Consider the following 21,631-nt stretch of genomic DNA (forward strand, 5'->3'; position numbering starts at 1 on the left):
TCGCCCGCATGCCCCGCGCCCGGCGCGCCCCGCCGCTGCTGTGGACCGGCCTCGCCGGCCTTGCCGCCGCCCTGTTCGCGCTCGCCCTGCTGCTGCGCGCGCCCATTCCCGGCGATCCGGCCACCGCGCGGGCGCTGGAGCAGGTGGTGCTGTGGCAGAGCCTGCTGCCGCGCGCCGCCGTGGCGCTGCTGGCGGGCGCCGCCCTCGGGCTCGCCGGGGCGCTGCTCCAGCGGGTGCTGCGCAATCCCATCGCCGATCCTTCCACCCTCGGCATCGCCTCCGGCGCGCAGCTGGCGCTGACCCTGTCGGCTATCTACGCCCCGCTGCTGGGCGGGCTGGTGGGCGCCGTGCCGCGCGAGATGGTGGCGCTGGCCGGCGGGCTGGCGGCGGTGACGCTGGTGCTGGCGCTGGGCTGGAAGCGCGGCCTGGAGCCGGTGACGGTGGCGCTCTCGGGCATGACCGTCTCGCTCATCGCCTCGGCGCTCAGCGCGGCTCTGGTGCTCAGCCATGGCGAATACGTCATGTCGCTGTTCATCTGGGGCGCCGGCTCGCTGCACCAGCAGGGCTGGGGCGGCGCCATCACCCTGCTCTGGCGCCTCGTGCTTGGCGGCGCCGCCGCTTTGCTGCTGCTGCGCCCGCTCACCGTGCTGGCGCTGGACGATGCCAGCGCCCGCAGCCTGGGCATGGCGGTGCACGGCGCGCGGCTGCTGATCATCGCGGTGGCGGTGTGGCTGGCGGCGAGCGTGACGGCGGAGGTGGGCGTCATCGGCTTCATCGGCCTCGCCGCCCCGGCCTTCGCCCGGCTGGGCGGCGTGCGCGCGCCGCGCGCCATGCTGATCGCCGCGCCCGCCCTCGGCGCCATATTGCTGTGGCTCACCGACGGGGTGGTGCAGGTGACCGCCGCCGGCGGCGCGGACGCCATCCCCACCGGCGCGGCCACCGGGCTGCTGGGCGGGCCGCTGCTGCTCTGGCTGCTGCCGAAGCTCGCCGTCGTCGAGCGTCCCGGCCTGGCCGCCCCCGCCGCGCGCCGCCTCCGCCGGCCGCTGGCGGGCCTCGCGCTGCTGGTGGTCGCGCTCGCCGCCGTCGCCGCGCTCGCCCTCCTCCTCGGCCCGTCCTATGACGGCTGGTCGCTGGCCACCGGCGATCTGCTGGCCGACCTGTGGCCGTTCCGCGCCCCGCGCGTGGCGGCCGCCGCCGCCGCGGGCGCTCTGCTCGGCGCGTCCGGCACGCTGATGCAGCGCCTCACCGGCAACCCGCTGGCCGGGCCGGAAGTGCTCGGCGTCAGCGCCGGGGCCGGCGTCGGCCTCGCCGCCGTGCTGCTCACGGTGGCCGCCCCCTCGGTGGCGATGATGATGGGCGGCAGCGCCGTCGGCGCGCTCATCGCGCTGCTGCTGATCCTCGCCTTCGCCGCCGCCACCGGCTTCGGCCCGGAACGGCTGCTGCTGGGCGGCATCGCCATGGGCGCCACCGGCCTTGCCATCCTCTCCGCCGTGCTCGCCTTGGGCGACCGGCGCGCCTTCCTGCTGCTCGGCTGGATGTCCGGTTCCACCGACCGGGTGGACGGCGCGCAGAGCCTGGCCGCGCTCGCCGTAGCGGTGCTGCTCATCGCCCCCTGCCTGCTGCTGGGGCGCTGGCTCGACATCCTGTCGCTGGGCGGGCCGGTGGCCGGCGCCCTCGGCCTGCCGGTCACCCGCACCCGCCTGGTGCTGGCCGCCGGCGCGGCGCTGATGACGGCGGTGGCCACCTTCTTCGTCGGGCCGCTCAGCCTGATCGGGCTGATCGGGCCGCATCTGGCGCGCCTCATGGGCTTCGCGCGCGGCGCCGCGCAGGTGCTCGCCGCCGCGCTGATCAGCGCCGCCCTCATGGTGCTGGCCGACTGGCTCGGGCGGACGGTGGCCTTCCCCTACCAGATCCCCGTCGGGCTGTTCGCGGCGCTGGTGGGCGGTCCCTATCTCGTCTGGCTGCTGCGACGCGGCCCCGCCAAAGGCGCCTGACCCATGCCGCAGACCGCATCCCCGACGCAAGCCCCCCTGCGCGCCGACGCGCTGATCCCGCTCGCCGATCCCCCCGGCATGCTGGAGAAGCTCGCCGCCCATTTCGAGGGCCACGGCACGGTGACGCGCGCGGAGGCCCGCGCCACCATCCTCGGCAGCTTCGGCCGCGCCGATCTCGTCGCCGAGGGCACGGGCCTGCGCTGCCGGGTGGAGAGCCCCAACGCCGCCGGCCTGTCGGTGTCCAAGATGGTGCTGGCCGAGCATCTGTTCGCCTTCGCCGGCGACGAGCGGCCGGAGTTCGCCTGGACCGGCGACGGCGCGACCGCCGGCCGCCTGCCCTATCTGCACGAGCTGACCGTCCGCGACGCCTTCCAGGTCACCCCGCGCATGCGGCGGGTCATCGTGGGCGGCGACGTGTCGGGCCTCGCGGCGGACAGCCTGCATGTGCGCCTGCTGATCCCGCCCAAGGACCGCGCCCCCCGCTGGCCCACGGCGCGGGCGGACGGGCGCGTGCTGTGGCCGGAGGGGGCGGACACGCTGACCCCGCGCGTCTACACGCTGCGCGCGGTGGACGTGGCGGCGGGCGAGGCGGCGCTCGACATCGCCCTGCACGCGGGCGACGCGCCCGGCTCCGACTGGGCGCGCGCCGCCGCCCCCGGCATGCCCGCCGCCCTCCTCGGCCCCGGCGGCGGCGGCCTGCCGGCGGCGGACCTCTACCTGCTGGCCGGCGACGAGACCGCCCTGCCCGCCATCGCCCGCTGGCTGGAGCGCCTGCCGGCGACGGCGCGGGCCATCGTGCGCATCGAGGTGGCCGACGCCGCCGAGGAGCAGCCCTTGCCCACGGCGGCCAGCCTCGACCTGGAATGGCTCTACCGCGACGGCGCGCCGGCCGGCACCACCACCCTGCTGGAGGATGCGGTCAAGGCCGTGCCCCTGCCGCCGGACGCCAAGGATGCCTATCTATGGGCCGGCTGCGAGCAAACGGCGGCCCGCGCGCTGCGCGCCCATGCGGCGCGGATCGGGCTGGCCAAGAGCCGCCGCTCCATTGCCGCCTACTGGCGGCGGGGCTACCAGGGCGTGGATCTCGGCGAATGACGCGCGAGACGCCCCCGCGCGCCGCCCCGTCCCCCTCACGGGCGCCACGCCCCCACGGACACGTCATGCAGCTGCTGCGCGCCTTCTTCGCCTATTACCGCCCCTACCGGGGGCTGTTCCTGCTGGATTTCACCTGCGCGGTGGTCTCCGGCCTGCTGGAACTCGGCTTCCCCATGGCGGTGAAGCTGTTCGTGGACGATCTGCTGCCGGCGCAGAACTGGGGCCTCATCGCCGCCGCCGCCGCCGCGCTGGTGGGCATCTACGTGATCAACGCCGGTCTCATGGCGGTGGTGACCTATTGGGGGCACATGCTCGGCATCAATATCGAGACCGAGATGCGCCGCCGCGCCTTCGACCATCTCCAGAAGCTGTCGTTCCGCTTCTTCGACAACCAGAAGACCGGCCACCTCGTCGCCCGCATCACCAAGGACCTGGAGGAGGTCGGCGAAGTCGCCCACCACGGGCCGGAGGACGTGTTCATCGCCATCATGACCTTCATCGGCGCCTTCGTGCTGATGACCATGGTCAATGTCCACCTCGCCCTCATCACCGGCGCGGTGGTGCCGGTGGTGGCCTTCGTCTCCAGCCGCTACAGCGGCCGCATGACGGAGAATTTCCGCACCCTGTTCGGCCGGGTGGGCGATTTCAACGCCCGCATCGAGGAGAATGTGGGCGGCATCCGCGTGGTGCAGGCCTTCGCCAACGAGGACCACGAGCGGGCGCTGTTCGCCCGCGACAATGCCAATTACCGCACCACCAAGCTGTCCGCCTACCGCATCATGGCGGCGAACATGACGCTGAGCTATCTCGGCATGCGCCTCACCCAGGTGCTGGTGATGATCGCCGGCACCTGGTTCGTCATCAAGGGCGACCTTTCCAACGGCGGCTTCGTCTCCTTCCTGCTGCTGGTGGGCGTGTTCTTCCGGCCGATCGAGAAGATCAACGCGGTGCTGGAGATCTACCCCAAGGGCGTGGCCGGCTTCCGCCGCTATCTCGACCTGCTGGCGGTGCGCCCGGACATCGCAGACCGGCCGGGAGCGCAGCCCTTCACCGGGCTCAAGGACGCCATCCGCTACGAGGGCGTGAGCTTCGGCTACGGTTCGGGCGCCAGCGTGCTGAACGACCTGTCGCTGACCATCAAAGCGGGGGAGACGGTGGCCTTCGTCGGCCCCTCGGGCGCGGGCAAGACCACCATCTGCTCGCTGCTGCCGCGCTTCTACGAGCCCACCGCCGGGCGCATCACCATCGACGGCACGGACATCCGCGACTTCACCCTGGCCAGCCTGCGCGCCCATATCGGCATCGTGCAGCAGGACGTGTTCCTGTTCGCCGGCACGCTGCGCGAGAACATCGCCTACGGCCGGCTCGGCGCCGGCGACGCGGAGATCCTGGAGGCGGCGCGGCGGGCGCGGCTCGACGAGCTCATCGCCGGCCTGCCCGCCGGGCTCGACACCGTGGTGGGCGAGCGCGGGGTCAAGCTCTCCGGCGGGCAGAAGCAGCGCGTCGCCATCGCCCGCATCTTCCTGAAGGACCCGCCCATCCTGATCCTGGACGAGGCCACCTCGGCGCTGGACACCGAGACCGAGATGGAGATCCGCCAGTCGCTCGCCGCTCTGTCCGAGGGGCGCACCACGCTGACCATCGCCCATCGCCTCAGCACCATCCGCAATGCCGGCCACATCATCGTGGTCGGCCCGGACGGCATCGCCGAGCAGGGCCGCCACGGCGAACTGGTGGCGCTCGACGGCCTCTACCGCCGGCTGCACGACACCCAGTTCGCCGACATGGTCTGAGCCGCGCCGCGCCCCGCGTGGGTCCGCCGCCCGCGGCGCGGCCTTGCCTCCGGGCGCGCTGCGGGTCTACCCAGCGGGGGACAGGCGGCGACCCCGCCCCCCGAAGGAGCCCCCATGACCGACACCACCGAGCCGACCGGCGAACTCACCCTGCGCACCCTCGCCATGCCGGCGGACGCCAATCCCTCGGGCGACATCTTCGGCGGCTGGGTGATGGCGCAGATGGACCTTGCCGCCGGCATGCGCGCCGCCGAGCAGGCCGCCGGGCGCGTGGTCACCGCCGGGGTCAAGGAGATCAACTTCCGCCTGCCGGTGAAGGTGGGCGACACGCTGTGCATCTACACCGACCTGCTGAACGTGGGCCGCACCTCCATGACGCTGGACGTGCAGGTGTGGGCGCGCCGCGAGCATTCCGCGCTGCGCGAGAAGGTGACCGAGGCGGTGTTCATCATGGTGGCGCTGGACAAGGACGGGCGGCCGCGCCCGGTGGGCCAGGCGGCGGCCTGAACCGGCGCGACAGGCGGCGGCGGCGCAGGCATATTGAGGCGGGGGCACGCGCACATGCAGATCCATCTTCCCGACGCCTACGATCTGTCCGACTACGAGACGCTGGCGCGCAAGCAGCTGCCGCCCAACGCCTGGGCCTATCTCGCCGCCGCCGCCGGCGACGGGCTGACGGCGCGCTGGAACAAGGAGGCCTACGACCGGCTGCGGCTGCTGCCGCACGTGCTGTGCGACCTCACCAAGGCCAGCACCCGCACCCAGCTGCTCGGCCTTGAGATCGACCATCCCATCCTGCTGGCGCCGGTGGCCTACCACCGGCTGTTCCATATGGAAGGCGAGATCGCCACCGCCCAGGGCGCCGGCGCCGCCAAGGCGCCCATGGTGGTGAGCACCCAGGCCTCCACCGCTTTGGAGGACATCCGCGCGGCCGGAACCGGCCAGCTCTGGTTCCAGCTCTACGTGCAGAACGACTGGGACTTCACCGTGAAGCTGCTGCGCCGGGCGGAGGCGGCCGGCTATACCGCGCTGGTGGTGACGGTGGACGCCCCGGTGAGCCTGCGCACGCAGGAGCGGCGGGCCGGCTTCACGCTGCCGCGCGGCGTGGACGCGGTGAACCTGCGCGGCCTCTCGACCGCCACGTTCCAGGCCTCCGGCATCGGCGACAGCCCGCTGTTCGGCGGCGCCCTGCCCGTCACCCCGCTATGGGGCGAGGTGGCGCGGCTGCGCGCGCTGACCCATCTGCCGATCCTGCTGAAGGGCGTGCAGGCGCCCGACGACGCCGCCCGGGCGCTGGCGGAAGGGGCGGACGGCATCATCGTCTCGAACCACGGCGGCCGGGTGCTGGACGGCATCCCCGCCAGCATCGACCTCCTGCCGCGGGTGGTCGATGCGCTGGAGGGGCGCATACCCGTCCTGGTGGACGGCGGCATCCGCCGCGGCACCGACGTGCTCAAGGCGCTGGCGCTGGGCGCCTCGGCGGTGATGATCGGCCGGCCCTACATCCACGGCCTGGCGGTGGCGGGGGCGGTGGGCGTCGCCCATGCGGTGCACCTGCTGCGCGCCGAGCTGGAGGTGGCCATGGCGCTCACCGGCCGGGCCACGCTGGACGCGGTGACCCGCGACGTGCTCGTGCCCTAAGGGGCCGCGCACGCCCCATGAAAAGGCCGCGCAGGCGGGCACCGGAGCAGGCTCCAGCGCCGGCCGGCGCGGCTGGAAGTGTCTTCTGGTCTTCGTCGAAAGAGCCAAAGCCACGGCCCGGATGCGGGCCGGCGGCTCCGGCGGGGCCGCGCGATATGCGGCTTCGGGCCGATCAGAACTTGTAGTTCAGGCCGGCCTTCACAGTGTGGTACTTGTTGTCCACGCTGAGCGAGCTGGACGTGCCGGAGATGGCATAGTCGTTGCTGCCGAGATCCACATAGAGATACTCGGTCTTGAACGTCCAGTTGTTGGTGATCGCATACTCAAGGCCGCCGCCGAGCGTCCAGCCGGTGCCGGTGGAGGAATCGTCGCCGGTGAGGCTGGCGGTTTCCACCGAGGTCTTGGACTTGCCGTAGGCGAAGCCGCCGGTCACGTAGGGCAGGATGCGGTCGAAGGCATAGCCGACGCGGGCGCGGACCGTGCCGAAATAGTCCAGCGAGGTCTTCAGCGAGGTGCCGTTGACGTTCATGTCGCCCTGGATGCCGGACCACTGGATGTCGGTCTCGACGCCCAGCACCACATTGTTGGCGAACTGGTAGTTGTAGCCGAGCTGGCCGCCGGCGATGAAGCCGCTGGCGTCGGACGAGGCGGTGGCGCTGCCGAAGGTGTAGTCGTAGGAGCCGCCGCCGTAGCCGACGTTGCCGCCGATGTAGAAGCCGGTCCAGGAGAACACCGGGGCCACGGGAACCACCGCGGCCTTCACCGGATAACGGGTGGCGAGATCCGCCGCCGAGGCGGGCGCCGCGACCGCCAGAGCGAGGGCGGACGCAAGGAGGATACGCTTCATAATCATGACCTTTTATAACCACCCCACCTCCACTCCTTGTAGCAAAACCCGGACAGTGCGGTGTGTTAGTTGTGCAACTCAAAATTCATCGCCAGTATTTTTTGGTTGCATCTCCATGCGATGACGCACGCATTAAGCGAAAATAGGTATTTGAATAGCGCATTGCAGTGATTGATATTGCTGGCGTATAATTTTTTATTACATTCGGATAATCCGTATTACATTCGGAAACGGACCGCCGGGGATATGTCCGGCGAACACCACCATTCCGCCACAGGCCCGACGCCGGCGCCCCGCATTTCGCCCGCCGCCGGGCCGGCGCCGCTCCGCCCCTCCCCCACCTCCTTCTTGCGCTCCCTGCCCCGCCTCCCGCCCGCGCGGCGGCGGGCCGGAGCGCGCCTGCACGCGGGCCGCGCGGAACAAATGCCCAGCAACCGCGTTTGACCGGCAGGCGGGGCCATGGTCCGCCGGCGATGCCCGGCGCTCCGCGCGGCGGCAGGCCGGGGCGCGGAACTGGAGCCGCCGCGGACCGGCGCGCACGCGGCGGGTGCCGAGGATGGAGCATGTCTTGCTGAGGGGATGGCGGCGCAATCGGACCGGCGCGGGCTCCATGGACGCACCGGCGGCGGAGCCGGGCGCCGCGCCGGACGCACCCGCCGAATGGGACACGCTCGACCGGCGCCGGCTGCCGCGCGTGCTGCTCCTGCTGCTGGCCAGCCTGCTGCTGAGCACGCTCTATTTCTGGTTCGTCCACACCGCGCGCTGAGACCTCGGCCGTCCGGCGCGACGCCGCACGGGACCGGCGCACGCAAGGCGCGGGGAACGGCGATGAAATGTCCGGGAAGGATGAGTGGCGGGAGTGACGGGGCTCGAACCCGCGACCTCCGGCGTGACAGGCCGGCGCTCTAACCAACTGAGCTACACCCCCGAAGCGGCCGCCGCTGAAGCGGTCAGCGCGTCGAGTGCCGGGGTGATACGGCGCCCCTCACATCAAGTCAAGCGAGCCCGGCATGTTTTCATGACACCTGTGCAAAACCCCCCGCCGGGGACGCTGCCGGGCACGGGCGCTCTGGTCGGAGACGGCGATGTCCACCGCCCTCTGCGCACGCCGCAGGGAAGCAGACGCCCTCGTGGAACACCGGCTGATCGGGATAATTGCGGCAGGTCGCAATCCGCTCCACCGCCTCCGTCAGCCGGCCGGGGGCAGCCTTCCGCACGGATGGCCACGCCCGCGTTGCACAGTATGACGAGGGCGCCGCCGCGCGCGCAATACACGGCGGTCCGGTGCCGCGGAAGCCGGCGTCGGAGCCCGTGACGGGCGGCGTGGGAAAGGCGGTCGGGAACCGCCGGGCGCGCCGGCACAAGGGCCCGGCGCGCAGGGCCTCAGCGCCTCAGAGCACCACGCCGAGCGAGCGGAAGAACACCCCCATCCGGCCGCCGCCGCGCCAGCGCACCGCCACCGGGACCGACTTCATGTAGGTGTCGGTCACGATCAGGAGGTTGAACTCCTCCGGAAAGCGATCCTCGCGCACCACCTTGATCTGCGCGCCCGTCCCCGACATGTCGACGATCTCGCAGAAGCACAGCTTCTCCCCGCCGCTGACAATCCAGGCGCGCTGGGAGGTCGGAAACCGCTTGGCCTTCCGCCGATTGTGCCGGCGGGCATCCGCCGCCGCCGACCACGCGCTCACATGGACAATCTGGCGATTCATCAAAGGTGCCACCATGAAATGAGGACTCACAATGATTGGCATTCGGGCTCGGCGAGCGGCGAGATGAACACCACTTTCTTCGCCCCTGCAACATTTAATACCAAAATGGACCATCCTGACGGACGGGAAATTGCCCGCCGCCGCCCCTTGCGGCCGGCAAAATTGCGCCGCCGCCATTTCCGCCGACAGATTGATTTGCCTTATATGACAAGGTGATGACACGCCCCGCCCCGGACGATGCGGCGCCGGGGCCGTTTCCCGCCATCTCTCCCACGCAGAGCTGCGACCTGCCGCCGCGTCCGCAAGGTTAATGGTTCATCCATTTTGGAAGAAACGCGCGGCGCCCGGTCCGGCGGCGCGGCCGGGCCGCTTCCGGGCCGCCGGGAAGCCGCAGCCGCCACAGGTCCGGCCGGCGTCTTGCGGCGGGACATCACGGAAATGGCGAAGGGAAGGGATGGTGGGCGGTGACGGGCTCGAACCGCCGACCCTCTCGGTGTAAACGAGATGCTCTACCAACTGAGCTAACCGCCCATCCGCAGCAGCGGAGCGGCGGTTTAACCACCCGCCCGCAGCGGGCGCAAGAGGCCGCGCGCCGGTGTCCAGAGAGACGCGGTTCGGGCGGGCCCGGCCAGGAGAACCCCGCGCACAGGCGGCCCGCGACGGCCCGCCGGCGGGACGGCGCGCCCGGCCCGGCGGCTGGCCGCCGGGCGCCGGCGGCGCGCGCCACTCAGTAGACGACGCCCTGCGACAGGAACCGCACGCCCAGGCGCCCGTTGCCGCGCCACTGCACGGACACGGGAATGTCCTTCATGTAGGTCTCGCCGAGGATCAGCACGTTGACGTCGTCAGGGATCGCGTCCTCGCGCACCACCTTGATCTGCGCGCCGCCGGACGACATGTCGACGATCTCGCCGGTACAGAGCTGCTGGGCGTCGTGCATGATCCAGGCGCGCTGCGAGGTGGGAAAGCGCTTGGCCGCGCGGCGATTGGCCTGCGCCGGGGCCGCGAGCGGCCGGGCATGCACATGATAGATTTGGGGCTTCATCAGCTGATCCACCGCATGTGAGAGCAACACCGCCGAAACAACGTGGGCGGCACCGCATGGCGACTGGCGAGACCTTCGCCAATGCCTAGCCGAGCTACGCCTTTTACCTAGCAGACCGCGACAGGCTGGCGTGAAGCTGACATGTCGAGCTTCCGCTTGCGGTAGTCCGCAACGGCGGCCGGGGCGTGCGGGGCGAGAGAGGGAGAGGCATCGGGCGACCGGGCGCCGCCAGGCTTGCCGCCGCTGGGGGCCGCCCGGGTGCCCCGGGAGGGGCCGCCAGGCGCCGGCGGCGCGAGAGGGGGCAGCCGTGGGGCCGGATCGCCGGAGGGCGAGGCGGTGGCGGCTCGGGCGGGAAAAGGGGGATCGGAGCCTGCCGCTGGCAAGGCCCCGCCCCGGAGGGCGCACGGCGGAACGGACCGCCGGATGCGCCCGGAGCGTCGCCGGGGCGCTCCGCCCGCACGAGGCGGGGGGAGCGCCGCACGGAACGGATCAGCCGTTGACGGCTTCCTTCAGGCCCTTGCCGGGCGTGAACTTGGGGGCCTTGGAGGCGCTGATCTTCACCGGCTTGCCGGTGCGCGGGTTGCGGCCTTCGCGGGCGGCGCGGGAGACAACCGAGAAGGAGCCGAAGCCGATCAGCTTCACTTCTTCGCCGTCCTTCAGCGCCTTGGCGATGATGTCGAACGTGGCATCCACGGCGGCCGCCGCAGCCGCCTTCGTGAGCTTGGCCTCTTCGGCCACCGCGGCGATCAGTTCGTTCTTGGTGGTCATGTGACCGTTCCTTCCGTTGTGTCTCTTCGAATCGCGAGGCTTTGGCCTCAACGATGCGCGGGAAGCTTTACGGAAAATGTGGCTTTTGCAAGCGGGAAGCGCCACAAACCCGCATCAGCTAACGATTTCGCGGCAGTGGGACGCCAAAATACAACGCCCGGCGCGATCCGCGCGACGCCCGTCCGCATGAGCTAAGCCTCTGATTTCGTTGAAGCCATTCCGCCTGAGGCGCGCCTCTCTCCCGGCGACGGCCGAGCTGTCGCGGGGCGGCTGGCAAAAGCGGGGGAAAACCACTGCGAAAAATGCGCGCCGGTCCAATGCCTGCGCCGTTTCGCGCCCGGTTCGAGGGTCCTGACATGACGAACCCGGCGGGCGCGGGGCGCCCACCGGGTCGGATCATGCTTCAGCCTTGCGATGCGAAGGCGGCTCAGTGGGCGACGACGCCCGCCGCATCCTCATCCGGCACCACCGTGACCGGCTGCTCGGTCCAGGAGATGGCCTCCGGCCGGCGCACCAGCGCGTGGGTGAGCACCTCGTCCATGCGGGAGACCGGGATGATCTCCAGCGCGTTCTTCACATTGTCCGGGATGTCCGCCAGATCCTTGGCATTCTCCTCGGGAATGAGCACGCGCTTGATGCCGCCGCGCAGGGCGGCCAGCAGCTTCTCCTTGAGGCCGCCGATGGGCAGCACCCGGCCGCGCAGGGTGATCTCGCCGGTCATCGCCACGTCATGGCGCACCGGGATGCCGGTGAGCACGGAGACGATGGTGGTGACCATGGCGATGCCCGCCGACGGGCCGTCCTTCGGGGTTGCCCCCTCGGGAACGTGGACGTGGATGTCACGACGCTCGAACAGCGGCGGCTCGATGCCGAAGTCCACCGCGCGGGACCGCACATAGGAGGCGGCGGCGGAGATGGACTCCTTCATCACTTCCTTGAGGTTGCCGGTGACGGTCATGCGGCCCTTGCCCGGCATCATGACGCCTTCGATGGTCAGCAGTTCGCCGCCCACCTCGGTCCAGGCCAGGCCCGTGACGACGCCCACCTGGTCATCGCCCTCGATCTCGCCATAGCGGAAGCGCGGCACCCCGAGGAAATCCTCGAGATTCTTCATCGTCACCTTCACCGTCTTCTTCTTGGAGATGACGAGCTCCTTCACCGCCTTGCGGGCGAGGGTGGACATCTCGCGCTCCAGGTTGCGCACGCCGGCTTCCCGGGTGTAGCGCCGGATCACCTGCAGCAGGGCCGCGTCGTCGATGGACCATTCCTTCGCCGCCAGGCCATGCTTCTGGATGGTGTTGGGGATCAGGTGCTTGCGCGCGATCTCCAGCTTCTCATCCTCGGTGTAGCCGGCGATGCGGATCACCTCCATGCGGTCGAGCAGCGCCGGCGGGATGTTCAGCGTGTTCGCGGTGGTCACGAACATCACGCTCGAAAGGTCGTAATCGACCTCCAGATAGTGATCGGCGAACGTGCCGTTCTGCGCCGGGTCCAGCACCTCGAGCAAAGCCGCCGACGGATCGCCACGGAAATCGGCGCCCATCTTGTCGATCTCGTCCAGCAGGAAGAGCGGGTTCGACTTCTTGGCCTTGCGCATGGACTGGATGATCTTGCCCGGCATGGACCCGATATAGGTCCGCCGGTGACCCCGGATCTCCGCCTCGTCCCGCACGCCGCCCAGCGACACGCGCACGAACTCGCGGCCCGTCGCCTTGGCGATGGAGCGGCCGAGCGAGGTCTTGCCGACGCCCGGGGGGCCGACGAGGCACAGGATCGGCCCCGACAGCTTGTTGGCGCGGCTCTGCACGGCCAGATACTCGACGATGCGCTCCTTGACCTTGTCCAGGCCATGGTGGTCGGCATCGAGGATCGACTGGGCGAAGGGCAGGTCCTTCTTGACCTTGCTCTTCACGCTCCACGGGATCGACAGCAGCCAGTCCAGATAGTTGCGCACCACGGTGGCTTCCGCCGACATGGGCGACATCTGGCGGAGCTTCTTCAGCTCGTGCGTGGCCTTCTCGCGCGCTTCCTTGGTCAGCTTGGTGCGCTTGATCCGGTCTTCCAGCTCCTGGAGGTCGTCCTTCCCGTCCTCGTCGCCGAGTTCCTTCTGGATCGCCTTCATCTGCTCGTTGAGATAGTATTCGCGCTGGGTCTTCTCCATCTGGCGCTTCACCCGCGTGCGGATGCGCTTCTCCACCTGGAGCACGGAGATTTCGCTCTCCATCAGGCCCAGCACCTTCTCCAGCCGGTCGGCGACCTTCACGGTCTCCAGCACGGCCTGCTTCTCGGGAATCTTCACCGCGAGATGGGAGGCGATGGTGTCGGCGAGCTTGGCGTGGTCGTCGATCTGGCCGACGACGCCCACCACCTCGGGCGACACCTTCTTGTTGAGCTTCACATAGTTCTCGAACTCGTTGACCACCGAGCGGGCGAGGGCTTCCGCCTCCACCACGTCGCCGACCTCGTCGGGCAGGGTGATCGCCTCGGCCTCATAGAGGTCCGAGCGGTCGGTGTACTGCACCACCTGGGCGCGGGTGACGCCTTCCACCAGCACCTTGACGGTGCCGTCGGGCAGCTTGAGCAGCTGCAGGACGGTGGCCAGCGTGCCGACGCGATAGATGGCGTCGGTGGCCGGATCATCGTCCGAGGCGTTCTCCTGGGTCGCGAGGAGGATGTAGGTGTCGCCGCGCATCACCTCTTCCAGGGCGCGGATCGACTTCTCCCGCCCCACGAACAGGGGAACGATCATATGCGGGAAGACCACGATGTCCCGCAGGGGGAGCACCGGGAATGTCTGTGCGACGCCGGGAACGAGAGGGGGGCGCTGCTTCGGGCTCATGACCCAATCCTTTCAGTAGGCGCCAACGCGGGCGGACAAAAGGGTTCGCCTGCGCGGGTCGCAGCCGGGACGGGAACGGGATTTCGATGCAGAAGCGGCGAACCGCCGCGAGAGGCACAGGAACCGAGCCCGGGAACCGGATTCTTCACCACAGACATGGAGAGCGTGCCGCGGGCTTTCAAGACCGCCCGGACCGCTCGGAACTCAGTTAGTTCGAGCGTCTTTTCGGAAGCGACTTCGTGGGCGAATTCAGGCACTTCCCCCGCTCCGGCGGCGCGGGGGAAGAAGGCGGGGATGCCCCCGTCAGGCGCTCGCGCCGGCGTCGCCGACACGGTCCGCATAGATGTAGAGCGGGCGTGCATTCTGCTCGACCACTTCCTTGCTGATGACCACCTCTTCCACGCCTTCCAGGCCCGGAAGATCGAACATGGTATCCAGCAGGATTCCTTCCATGATCGAGCGCAACCCGCGGGCGCCGGTCTTGCGTTCGATCGCCTTGCGGGCGATGGCGCCCAGCGCCTCCTCGTGGATGGTCAGGTCCACGTTCTCCATCTCGAACAGGCGCTGATACTGCTTCACCAGCGCGTTCTTCGGCTCGGAGAGGATCTGCTTCAGCGCCGCCTCGTCGAGATCGCCCAGCGTCGCCAGCACCGGCAGACGGCCGATGAACTCGGGGATGAGGCCGTACTTCAGCAGGTCCTCGGGCTCCACCTCGCGGAACACCTCGCCGGGGCGGCGGTCCTCGACCGAGGCCACCTTTGCGCCGAAGCCGATGGAGGTGCCGCCCTTGCCGCGCGAAGCGATGATCTTGTCCAGCCCGGCGAACGCGCCGCCGCAGATGAACAGGATGTTGGTGGTGTCCACCTGCAGGAACTCCTGCTGCGGGTGCTTGCGGCCGCCCTGCGGGGGCACGGAGGCCACCGTGCCTTCCATGATCTTCAGCAGGGCCTGCTGCACGCCCTCGCCCGACACGTCGCGGGTGATGGACGGGTTGTCCGACTTGCGGCTGATCTTGTCGATCTCGTCGATATAGACGATGCCGCGCTGCGCCCGCTCCACATTGTAGTCGGCGGCCTGGAGCAGCTTGAGGATGATGTTCTCCACATCCTCGCCCACGTAGCCGGCTTCCGTCAGCGTGGTGGCGTCGGCCATGGTGAACGGCACGTCCAGGATGCGCGCCAGCGTCTGGGCCAGCAGCGTCTTGCCCGAGCCCGTGGGGCCGATGAGCATGATGTTGGACTTGGCCAGCTCCACATCGCCATGCTTGGTGGCGTGGTTCAGGCGCTTGTAGTGGTTGTGCACCGCCACCGAGAGGACCTTCTTCGCATGGTCCTGGCCGATGACATAGTCATCGAGAACCTTGCGGATTTCCTTCGGGGTCGGGATGCCGTCCCGCGACTTCACCAGCGAGGACTTCGATTCCTCGCGAATGATGTCCATGCACAGTTCGACACACTCGTCGCAAATGAAGACCGTTGGTCCTGCGATGAGCTTGCGGACCTCGTGCTGGCTTTTGCCGCAGAACGAGCAGTAAAGCGTGTTCTTGCTGTCGCTGCCGCCGGTCTTGCTCATCTTCATCTCCGTGCGGTCCGCCCGATCGGACGAGGCGCTCCTGAACAGAGCCCTCCCGCCCGGCTGAGACGGAACCCTTATGGGGCAAAGCGCCGATGCGCCGTGTCCCCGCAGTGGCCTTCCGGCCACCCTCTGGCGGACAATCGCGCCTTCCGGCCCGATCCGCCATCCTCGTCCTGCCGCCACAACTCTGAGTTAACACCTCAGCCTTGCGGCTGCCTTGTCACTCTGTGGGGGTCGTCACTCTATCCGGTCCCAACTCAACGCGGTCCCAACTCGGTGCGGCCCTTCGGCCGAACATCAGCCAATCACCACCGGATCGTCCGATCAAGGCACATGCATATGGCGTGCCTAAATGGACCCTTCCAGGGCAGTCCGGCCTGAACGATGACACTTTTTCATCGCGCACGCCGGATCGTGCGCCGCCATCGGATAGAGATGGCTACGTCGGAAACGCCGAGGCGGATGTTGCCTGCCCCGGCACAACGCCATGTTCTGGCGAAGCTCCGACGCAGCCGGTCCAATGCCGGCTATCGGAGCATGCAAGCGCGATATGGCGGTGCACGCAAGAGCGTTGCGCGCACCGCCCCCGGAAAACGCTCCGGATCAGGACTTGGCGGCGTCTTCCGCCGGGCGCTTGTCGAGCACGGAATCGATCAGGCCGAACTCCTGCGCGACGCCGGCGGTCATGAAGTTGTCGCGCTCCAGGGCGTCCTCGATCTTCTCGATCGGCTGGCCGGTGTGCTTCACGTAGATTTCATTCAGCCGCTTCTTGAGGCTCATGATCTCCTGCGCGTGCAGCATGATGTCCGTCACCTGGCCCTGGAAGCCGCCGGACGGCTGGTGGACCATGATTCGAGCATTCGGCAGCGCGAAACGCAGCCCCTTCTCGCCGGCGGTCAGCAGCAGCGAGCCCATGGAGGCCGCCTGGCCGATGCACAGCGTGGACACCGCCGGGCGGATGAACTGCATGGTGTCGTAGATCGCCAGACCCGACGTCACCACGCCGCCCGGCGAGTTGATGTACATGGAGATTTCCTTCTTGGGGTTTTCGGCCTCAAGAAAGAGCAGCTGAGCCACCGCCAGCGTCGACATCCCGTCTTCCACCGGACCGGTCAGGAAGATGATCCGCTCCTTCAGCAGACGGGAATAGATGTCGTACGCGCGCTCCCCGCGGTTGGTCTGCTCGACCACCATGGGGACGAGGTAGTTCATATAAGTATCAACAGGATCACGCATTTTCAGTCCTCGGCGCGGGGAGAGCGCGCGATATCGTCGCAGGTAGAGAGACTAAAGGAGGCCTGGGATCAGGCCGCCTTCTCCTCTTCTTCCTTATAGAGCTCCTCGCGCGTGACCTGCTTTTCGGTCACGTTGGCGAGCTCCAGCAGGAAGTCGACGACCTTTTCCTCGAACAGGGGCGCACGCAGCGACGCCATCGCCTGCGCATTGCGGCGATAGTAGTCCCACACCTGCTGCTCCTGGCCGGGGAATTGCCGCGCACGCTCCACCACCGCGCGCGTCACCTCGTCGTCGCTGACCTGTATATTGTTGCGCTCCCCGATCTCCGCAAGAACCAGGCCAAGGCGCACGCGGCGCTCGGCGATGCGCTGGTACTCGGCGCGGGCCTCATCCTCCGAGGTGCCCTCGTCGGCGAAGGTGTGCTTCTGCTGCGCCAGGTCGCTCTGGACCTGCTGCCACACGCCGTCGAACTCCTGCGACACCAGGGTCGGGGGCACGTCGAACTTGTGGCTGGCGTCGAGCGCGTCGAGCAGCTGGCGCTTCACCCGCTGGCGGGTGGCGCCCTCGTGCTCCTTGGCGATGCGCTCGCGCACCTGCTGCTTGAGCTGGTCAAGGCTTTCCAGGCCCAGCGACTTGGCGAACTCGTCGTCGATGGTCAGGTCGCCGGGGGCTTCCACGGCCGAAGCCTTCACCGCGAACGAGGCGTCCTTGCCGGCGAGCTGCTCCGACAGATAGTTAGTCGGGAACGTGACATTGATGGTGCGTTCCTCACCGGCCGACATGCCGACCAGCTGGTCCTCGAAGCCGGGGATGAAGCTGTTGGAGCCGATCACCACCGGCACGCCCTCGCCGGCGCCGCCATCGAACGGCACGCCGTCGATGGAGCCCACGAAGTCCACCGTGATGCGGTCGCCGGTGGCGGCGGCGCCGTCCTTGGCGCTGAACGGCCGGTTGGCGTCCACCAGGCGCTTGATGGTGTCGTCCACCTCTTCGTCGGCGACGATGGCCACCGGCTTCTCGATGGAGATCTCCTTGAAGTTGCCCAGCTCGATCTTGGGCAGCACTTCCAGCTCGACCGTGTAGGTGAGGTCGGCGGCGCCGTCGATGACGGCCTTCACCTCGTCCTCGGCCTGGGGCAGCTCCACCTTGGGCGGCAGCGCGAGGCGCAGGCTGTTCTCTTCGATGATCTTGCCGTTGGCCTCGGTGACGGCCTGCTCGATCACCTCGGCCATGACGGACTTGCCGTACAGCGCCTTGAGGTGCGCCACCGGCACCTTGCCGGGACGGAAGCCGTTGATCTTCACCTTGTCTTTCAGCTCGACCAGGCGATCCTGGGCCTTGGCATCGAGTTCGGCCGCGGGGAGCACCACAGTATAGGCGCGCTTGAGGCCCTCGGCCTGGGTTTCGGTCACCTGCATCGTCTTGCCTTCATCCATAGGCCGCAAGTCGCGGTCCGGTTCGAAATTCTCCGGCGCCACCAAAGGTGGACGCCTTGCATCCCAACGGAAACGGGTGGTGGACGTGGTGCGGGCGGAGGGGCTCGAACCCCCACGACTTGCGTCACGGGAACCTAAATCCCGCGCGTCTACCAGTTCCGCCACGCCCGCATGCGGGCGGCGATCCGCGCACCTGGGCGCGCACCATCGCCCGCTCGACCGATTGACTCGGGTCCGGCCGGGTTGGCGCTTATATCATGCCGTCTTCCCCGTGCAGCAAGAAAAACAACACCGGGGAAGGCGGCGGGTGTGCATAGCGTGAGCGCCGCCGGGCCCGCCCGCCGAGGGGGTCCGTCGCCTGCCGTCAGCGGCCCGCCGGCGCCCGGATGAAATCGATGAAAGCCCGCAGCGGCGGAGGCACCAGGCGGCGGCCGGGGTAATAGAGGAAGGGGCCGGAGAAGCGCGGCCACCAGGACTCCAGCACCGGCTCCAGCGCGCCGCGATCGAAATGGGGGCGCAGCCAGTCCTCGAACAAATTGACGATGCCGGTGCCGGCGATCGCCGCATCCACCGCCAGGTCGGTGGCGGCGCCGACGCTGACCAGCAACGGCCCGGCGGGATCGATGCGCACCACCTCGCCGTCGCGCTCGAACTCCCAGGCCATCATCGCCCCACTGGAGAAGCGGCCGCTGAGGCAGGCGTGGCCCAGCAGGTCGCGGGGGTGGTCCGGCCGGCCGCGGCGGTCGAGATAGCCGGGCGCGGCGGCGGCCGCGAAGCGCTGGACGCGGGGGCCGATGGGCACCGCGATCATGTCCTGCTCCAGCCGCTCGTCATAGCGGATGCCGGCATCGCACCCGGCCGCCAGCACATCCACGAAGCTGTCGTCCGCCAGCACCTCCAGGCGGACCTCCGGATAGGCGGCGAGGAAGGCCGGGACGATGGCGGGCAGCACGAGGCGGGCGGCGCTCACCGGCACATTCAGCTTCAACGTGCCCGCCGGCCGGTCGCGAAGCCCCTCCACCGCATCGAGCGCCGCCGCCACCTCGCCCAGGGCCGGGCCGAGCCGCTCCAGCAGGCGGCGCCCGGCCTCGGTCGGCGCGACGCTGCGCGTGGTGCGGTGGAGCAGCCGGACGCCGAGCTGCCCCTCCAGGCGGCGCACCGCCTCGCTCAGGCCCGAGGCGCTGCCGCCGCTGGCGCGGGCGCCGTCGCGGAAGCCCCCGGCGCGGGCCACCGCCAGGAAGGCGTTCAGATCGTTCAGATCCGTCTTCATTGTTCGCATTCCCGCACAGCCCGTGCGGATTGTGCCGGATTATCCTGCATTTGGCGACGGGCTAGCTTGCGGCCATCGAGACACCGAGACGGAGTTTCCCCATGTCGCAGCTTCCCGCCGACACCTATCCCCTCGCCGGCCACCCCGTGCGGCGCCTCGGCTATGGCGCCATGCAGCTGGCCGGCCCCGGCGTGTTCGGCCCGCCCAAGGACCCGGCGGCGGCCCTCGCCGTGCTGCGCGCGGCGCTGGCGGGCGGCGTCAACCACATCGACACCAGCGATTTCTACGGCCCGCACGTCACCAACCGGCTGATCCGCGAGGCGCTGGCGCCCTATCCCGAGGACCTCGTCATCGTCACCAAGATCGGCGCCCGGCGCGGCGCCGACGCCTCCTGGCTCCCGGCCTTCGCGCCGGAGGACCTGGAAGCGGCGGTGCAGGACAATCTGCGCAACCTCGGGCGCGAGGTGCTGGACGTGGTGAACCTGCGCATCATGATCGACCCCTACGGCCCCGCCGAAGGCTCCATCGCGGCGCCGCTCGCCGTCCTCGCCGGGATGCAGCGGCGCGGCCTCGTGCGCCACATCGGGCTGAGCAACGTCACCGCCGCCCAGGTGGCGGAGGGGCGCGGCATCTGCGAGATCGTCTGCGTGCAGAACCACTACAATCTCGCCCACCGGGCCGACGACGCGCTGATCGACGACCTGGGGCGCGCCGGCATCGCCTATGTGCCCTTCTTCCCGCTCGGCGGCTTCAGCCCGCTGCAATCCACCGCCTTGTCCGAGGTCGCCGAACGGCTCGGCGCCACGCCCATGCAGGTGGCCCTCGCCTGGCTGCTGCGCCGCGCGCCCAACATCCTGCTGATCCCCGGCACCTCCTCACCGGCGCATCTGCAAGAGAATCTGGCGGCCGCCGCGCTGGAGCTGCCGGAGGAGGCGATGGCGGCGCTGGACGCCATCGCGGCGCCGGCCGGCACGGCCTGAGAGCGGCGGCGGGCGGCGGCCGGACACGGGCGGCGGCGGGATGATAGTGCCGCCAATCGCCACTTGCCCTTTGCCCGCCGACAAGAGAAGGTCGCCCGCCTGCTTCTCAAGTTGCGGAGAGATGTCTTGCGCGTACCGACTATTTCTCGACGCGCGGCCTTGACCGGCGCCGCCGCCTTGACCCTCGCCGGCGCCCTTCCGCGCCGCGCCGGCGCCCAGTCCGCCGCTCTCCCCTCCCCCGTCCCGCTCAAGGCCGCCCCGGCCGAGCGCATCGAGCTGGCCGGTGCCGGCCCGGTGGACCTGTTCGAGGGCGGCCTGCCCGGCCCGGTGCTGAAGGTGAAGCGCGGCCAGCCCGTGGCGGTGGCCGCCGCCAACGGCCTCAAGGCGCCGCTGGACCTCACTTGGCACGGCGTGCGGGTGCCCAATGCGCTCGACGGCGTGCCCGGCCTCACCGGGCCGGCCATCGCGCCGGGCGGCAGCCGCGACATCCGCTTCTTCCCGCCGGACGCCGGCACCTTCTGGTATCACGCCTTCGACCCGGCGCAGGCCCGCCGGGCGCTCGCCGGCGCGCTGATCGTGGAGGAGGACGGCCCCTCCCCGTTCGGTGCCGACCATGTGATGCTGATCCAGACCTGGGCCCCCGACCCCACCATGCAGGTGCCGCTGATCACCGTGAACGGCGTGGTCTCGCCGACGCTGGAGGCGCCCTCCGCCGCCCGCGCCCGGCTGCGCCTCATCAACGCCTCGGCGGACTTCCTGCGCCTGCACGTGGTGGATGCCCAGAGCTGGGTGATCGCCATCGACGGCCAGCCGACCGCCCCGTTCGTCCTGAAGGAAGGCCGGGTGCAGCTGGTGCCCGGCGGGCGCATCGACCTTGCCCTCGACGTCAATCTCAACGGCGGCTCGGCCGATCCCATCGTGCTGGAGATTGAGACCACCAAGGCGCCGGTGCAGCTCGCTTTGATCGCCCCGGTGGGCGCGAGCAACCTGCCCGCCCCCGCCGCCACCCCGGCGGCGCTGCCCGCCAACGCTTTGCCGGCCGAGATCCCGCTCGCCGGGGCGGTGCGCGCCGAGCTGGCCATCGGGCCGGAGGCGGCCGGCCTCGGGAGCTTCCCCACGCTGTGTATGTTGCAAGTGGGGAAGTCTGGGGTCATCGCCCTTACGAACAAGGTGGACGCGCCGGTCGCGGTGCATTTCCACGGTATGCCGGTAAGGGTCCTGGACGGCGCGGACGACGGCTGGAAGCCCTGGTGGCACGACACCGTCCCGGTCCCCGCCAAGACCACCGTGCGGGTGGCGGTGCGGCCCGACACCCCCGGAAAATGGGCCGTCATCGCCCGGAAGGGCGGCACAGGCGAGGTGCTGGCCGCCGCCGCCTATGAGGTGAAATAGCCCCTTCG

The 21,631-nt window shown here is 69.8% G+C and carries 18 protein-coding genes and 3 tRNA genes; 9 read left to right on the top strand and 12 right to left on the bottom strand.

All coding sequences use genetic code 11. From position 1 onward, the window contains the following. Positions 1-8: 8 nt before the first annotated feature. The 5 genes from fhuB to YU1_RS0113685 all read left to right on the top strand — a co-directional run bounded on the left by fhuB (position 9) and on the right by YU1_RS0113685 (position 6,523). Positions 9-1,994, top strand: coding sequence for a Fe(3+)-hydroxamate ABC transporter permease FhuB (gene fhuB, locus YU1_RS0113665; protein WP_029004559.1), 1,986 nt, complete (start codon positions 9-11; stop codon positions 1,992-1,994). Between the two features lie 3 nt (positions 1,995-1,997). Beyond that, positions 1,998-3,089 carry a siderophore-interacting protein gene (locus YU1_RS0113670; protein WP_051356850.1) on the top strand — a complete coding sequence of 364 codons (1,092 nt, stop codon included), beginning with the start codon at positions 1,998-2,000 and terminating at the stop codon, positions 3,087-3,089. 65 nt (positions 3,090-3,154) lie between these two features. Beyond that, positions 3,155-4,882: an ABC transporter ATP-binding protein gene (locus tag YU1_RS0113675; RefSeq protein WP_035715347.1), complete on the top strand. Its 1,728-nt coding sequence runs from the start codon at positions 3,155-3,157 to the stop codon at positions 4,880-4,882. Between the two features lie 114 nt (positions 4,883-4,996). Continuing rightward, positions 4,997-5,389 (top strand): acyl-CoA thioesterase, encoded by a 393-nt coding sequence (locus YU1_RS0113680; RefSeq protein WP_029004562.1) that lies wholly within the window; start codon positions 4,997-4,999, stop codon positions 5,387-5,389. A gap of 54 nt (positions 5,390-5,443) precedes the next feature. Beyond that, positions 5,444-6,523 (top strand): alpha-hydroxy acid oxidase, encoded by a 1,080-nt coding sequence (locus YU1_RS0113685; protein ID WP_029004563.1) that lies wholly within the window; start codon positions 5,444-5,446, stop codon positions 6,521-6,523. Between the two features lie 172 nt (positions 6,524-6,695). On the opposite strand, the gene YU1_RS0113690 is transcribed toward YU1_RS0113685, so the two are convergent. Further along, a complete protein-coding gene (locus tag YU1_RS0113690) occupies positions 6,696-7,370 on the bottom strand; it encodes an outer membrane protein (protein WP_029004564.1) in 675 nt (224 codons plus the stop codon). A 610-nt stretch (positions 7,371-7,980) separates the two neighbouring features. Between YU1_RS0113690 and YU1_RS33450 the strand changes: the two genes are divergently transcribed. Beyond that, complete coding sequence (locus tag YU1_RS33450; protein WP_156922124.1) at positions 7,981-8,136, top strand: hypothetical protein; 156 nt, start codon at positions 7,981-7,983, stop codon at positions 8,134-8,136. An 85-nt stretch (positions 8,137-8,221) separates the two neighbouring features. Here the strand turns inward: YU1_RS33450 and YU1_RS0113700 are convergent. Together YU1_RS0113700 and YU1_RS34000 are read right to left on the bottom strand one after the other, a co-directional pair. Beyond that, positions 8,222-8,298, bottom strand: a tRNA-Asp gene (locus YU1_RS0113700). A 463-nt stretch (positions 8,299-8,761) separates the two neighbouring features. Further along, a complete protein-coding gene (locus YU1_RS34000) occupies positions 8,762-9,082 on the bottom strand; it encodes a PilZ domain-containing protein (protein WP_035715348.1) in 321 nt (106 codons plus the stop codon). Between the two features lie 63 nt (positions 9,083-9,145). Between YU1_RS34000 and YU1_RS34005 the strand changes: the two genes are divergently transcribed. Then, the gene (locus tag YU1_RS34005) at positions 9,146-9,298 is read left to right on the top strand and encodes a hypothetical protein (protein WP_198018921.1); all 153 of its coding nucleotides are present in this window, start codon (positions 9,146-9,148) and stop codon (positions 9,296-9,298) included. A 239-nt stretch (positions 9,299-9,537) separates the two neighbouring features. Here the strand turns inward: YU1_RS34005 and YU1_RS0113710 are convergent. The 9 genes from YU1_RS0113710 to YU1_RS0113750 form a co-directional block, all read right to left on the bottom strand. Then, positions 9,538-9,613 (bottom strand) — tRNA-Val (locus YU1_RS0113710). A gap of 196 nt (positions 9,614-9,809) precedes the next feature. Further along, the gene (locus YU1_RS0113715; RefSeq protein ID WP_029004565.1) at positions 9,810-10,127 is read right to left on the bottom strand and encodes a PilZ domain-containing protein; all 318 of its coding nucleotides are present in this window, start codon (positions 10,125-10,127) and stop codon (positions 9,810-9,812) included. Positions 10,128-10,616: 489 nt separating this feature from the next. Then, positions 10,617-10,895, bottom strand: coding sequence for an HU family DNA-binding protein (locus YU1_RS0113720; protein WP_029004566.1), 279 nt, complete (start codon positions 10,893-10,895; stop codon positions 10,617-10,619). Positions 10,896-11,322: 427 nt separating this feature from the next. After that, positions 11,323-13,734, bottom strand: coding sequence for an endopeptidase La (lon, locus tag YU1_RS0113725; protein ID WP_029004567.1), 2,412 nt, complete (start codon positions 13,732-13,734; stop codon positions 11,323-11,325). Positions 13,735-14,037: 303 nt separating this feature from the next. Continuing rightward, complete coding sequence (clpX, locus tag YU1_RS0113730) at positions 14,038-15,306, bottom strand: ATP-dependent Clp protease ATP-binding subunit ClpX (protein ID WP_029004568.1); 1,269 nt, start codon at positions 15,304-15,306, stop codon at positions 14,038-14,040. A gap of 606 nt (positions 15,307-15,912) precedes the next feature. Continuing rightward, entirely contained in the window at positions 15,913-16,545 is a 633-nt protein-coding gene (gene clpP, locus YU1_RS0113735) for an ATP-dependent Clp endopeptidase proteolytic subunit ClpP (protein WP_029004569.1), read from the bottom strand. A 68-nt stretch (positions 16,546-16,613) separates the two neighbouring features. Beyond that, positions 16,614-17,963: a trigger factor gene (gene tig / locus YU1_RS0113740; protein ID WP_029004570.1), complete on the bottom strand. Its 1,350-nt coding sequence runs from the start codon at positions 17,961-17,963 to the stop codon at positions 16,614-16,616. A 104-nt stretch (positions 17,964-18,067) separates the two neighbouring features. Next, positions 18,068-18,152, bottom strand: a tRNA-Leu gene (locus YU1_RS0113745). Between the two features lie 193 nt (positions 18,153-18,345). Beyond that, on the bottom strand, positions 18,346-19,251 hold the full coding sequence (locus tag YU1_RS0113750) for a LysR family transcriptional regulator (protein ID WP_029004571.1): 906 nt from the start codon (positions 19,249-19,251) through the stop codon (positions 18,346-18,348). 101 nt (positions 19,252-19,352) lie between these two features. On the opposite strand from YU1_RS0113750, the gene YU1_RS0113755 reads away from it, so the two are divergent. Further along, positions 19,353-20,231, top strand: coding sequence for an aldo/keto reductase family oxidoreductase (locus tag YU1_RS0113755; protein WP_029004572.1), 879 nt, complete (start codon positions 19,353-19,355; stop codon positions 20,229-20,231). 159 nt (positions 20,232-20,390) lie between these two features. Next, positions 20,391-21,623, top strand: coding sequence for a multicopper oxidase family protein (locus tag YU1_RS0113760; RefSeq protein ID WP_029004573.1), 1,233 nt, complete (start codon positions 20,391-20,393; stop codon positions 21,621-21,623). The last annotated feature ends 8 nt before the right edge of the window (positions 21,624-21,631 follow it).

Source organism: Azorhizobium doebereinerae UFLA1-100 (assembly GCF_000473085.1).
Classification (GTDB): Bacteria; Pseudomonadota; Alphaproteobacteria; order Rhizobiales; family Xanthobacteraceae; genus Azorhizobium; species Azorhizobium doebereinerae.

Excerpts from the sequence above, each read along its gene's own strand:
- YU1_RS0113755 (WP_029004572.1), top strand. The coding sequence starts at position 19,353 with ATGTCGCAGCTTCCCGCCGACACCTATCCCCTCGCCGGCCACCCCGTG.
- YU1_RS0113675 (WP_035715347.1), top strand. The coding sequence starts at position 3,155 with ATGCAGCTGCTGCGCGCCTTCTTCGCCTATTACCGCCCCTACCGGGGG.
- YU1_RS34000 (WP_035715348.1), bottom strand. The coding sequence starts at position 9,082 with ATGAATCGCCAGATTGTCCATGTGAGCGCGTGGTCGGCGGCGGCGGAT.
- YU1_RS0113690 (WP_029004564.1), bottom strand. The coding sequence starts at position 7,370 with ATGAAGCGTATCCTCCTTGCGTCCGCCCTCGCTCTGGCGGTCGCGGCG.
- YU1_RS0113680 (WP_029004562.1), top strand. The coding sequence starts at position 4,997 with ATGACCGACACCACCGAGCCGACCGGCGAACTCACCCTGCGCACCCTC.
- lon (WP_029004567.1), bottom strand. The coding sequence starts at position 13,734 with ATGAGCCCGAAGCAGCGCCCCCCTCTCGTTCCCGGCGTCGCACAGACA.
- clpX (WP_029004568.1), bottom strand. The coding sequence starts at position 15,306 with ATGAGCAAGACCGGCGGCAGCGACAGCAAGAACACGCTTTACTGCTCG.
- YU1_RS0113720 (WP_029004566.1), bottom strand. The coding sequence starts at position 10,895 with ATGACCACCAAGAACGAACTGATCGCCGCGGTGGCCGAAGAGGCCAAG.
- YU1_RS0113715 (WP_029004565.1), bottom strand. The coding sequence starts at position 10,127 with ATGAAGCCCCAAATCTATCATGTGCATGCCCGGCCGCTCGCGGCCCCG.
- tig (WP_029004570.1), bottom strand. The coding sequence starts at position 17,963 with ATGCAGGTGACCGAAACCCAGGCCGAGGGCCTCAAGCGCGCCTATACT.
- YU1_RS0113685 (WP_029004563.1), top strand. The coding sequence starts at position 5,444 with ATGCAGATCCATCTTCCCGACGCCTACGATCTGTCCGACTACGAGACG.
- YU1_RS0113750 (WP_029004571.1), bottom strand. The coding sequence starts at position 19,251 with ATGAAGACGGATCTGAACGATCTGAACGCCTTCCTGGCGGTGGCCCGC.
- YU1_RS0113670 (WP_051356850.1), top strand. The coding sequence starts at position 1,998 with ATGCCGCAGACCGCATCCCCGACGCAAGCCCCCCTGCGCGCCGACGCG.
- YU1_RS33450 (WP_156922124.1), top strand. The coding sequence starts at position 7,981 with ATGGACGCACCGGCGGCGGAGCCGGGCGCCGCGCCGGACGCACCCGCC.
- clpP (WP_029004569.1), bottom strand. The coding sequence starts at position 16,545 with ATGCGTGATCCTGTTGATACTTATATGAACTACCTCGTCCCCATGGTG.
- YU1_RS34005 (WP_198018921.1), top strand. The coding sequence starts at position 9,146 with ATGAACACCACTTTCTTCGCCCCTGCAACATTTAATACCAAAATGGAC.
- fhuB (WP_029004559.1), top strand. The coding sequence starts at position 9 with ATGCCCCGCGCCCGGCGCGCCCCGCCGCTGCTGTGGACCGGCCTCGCC.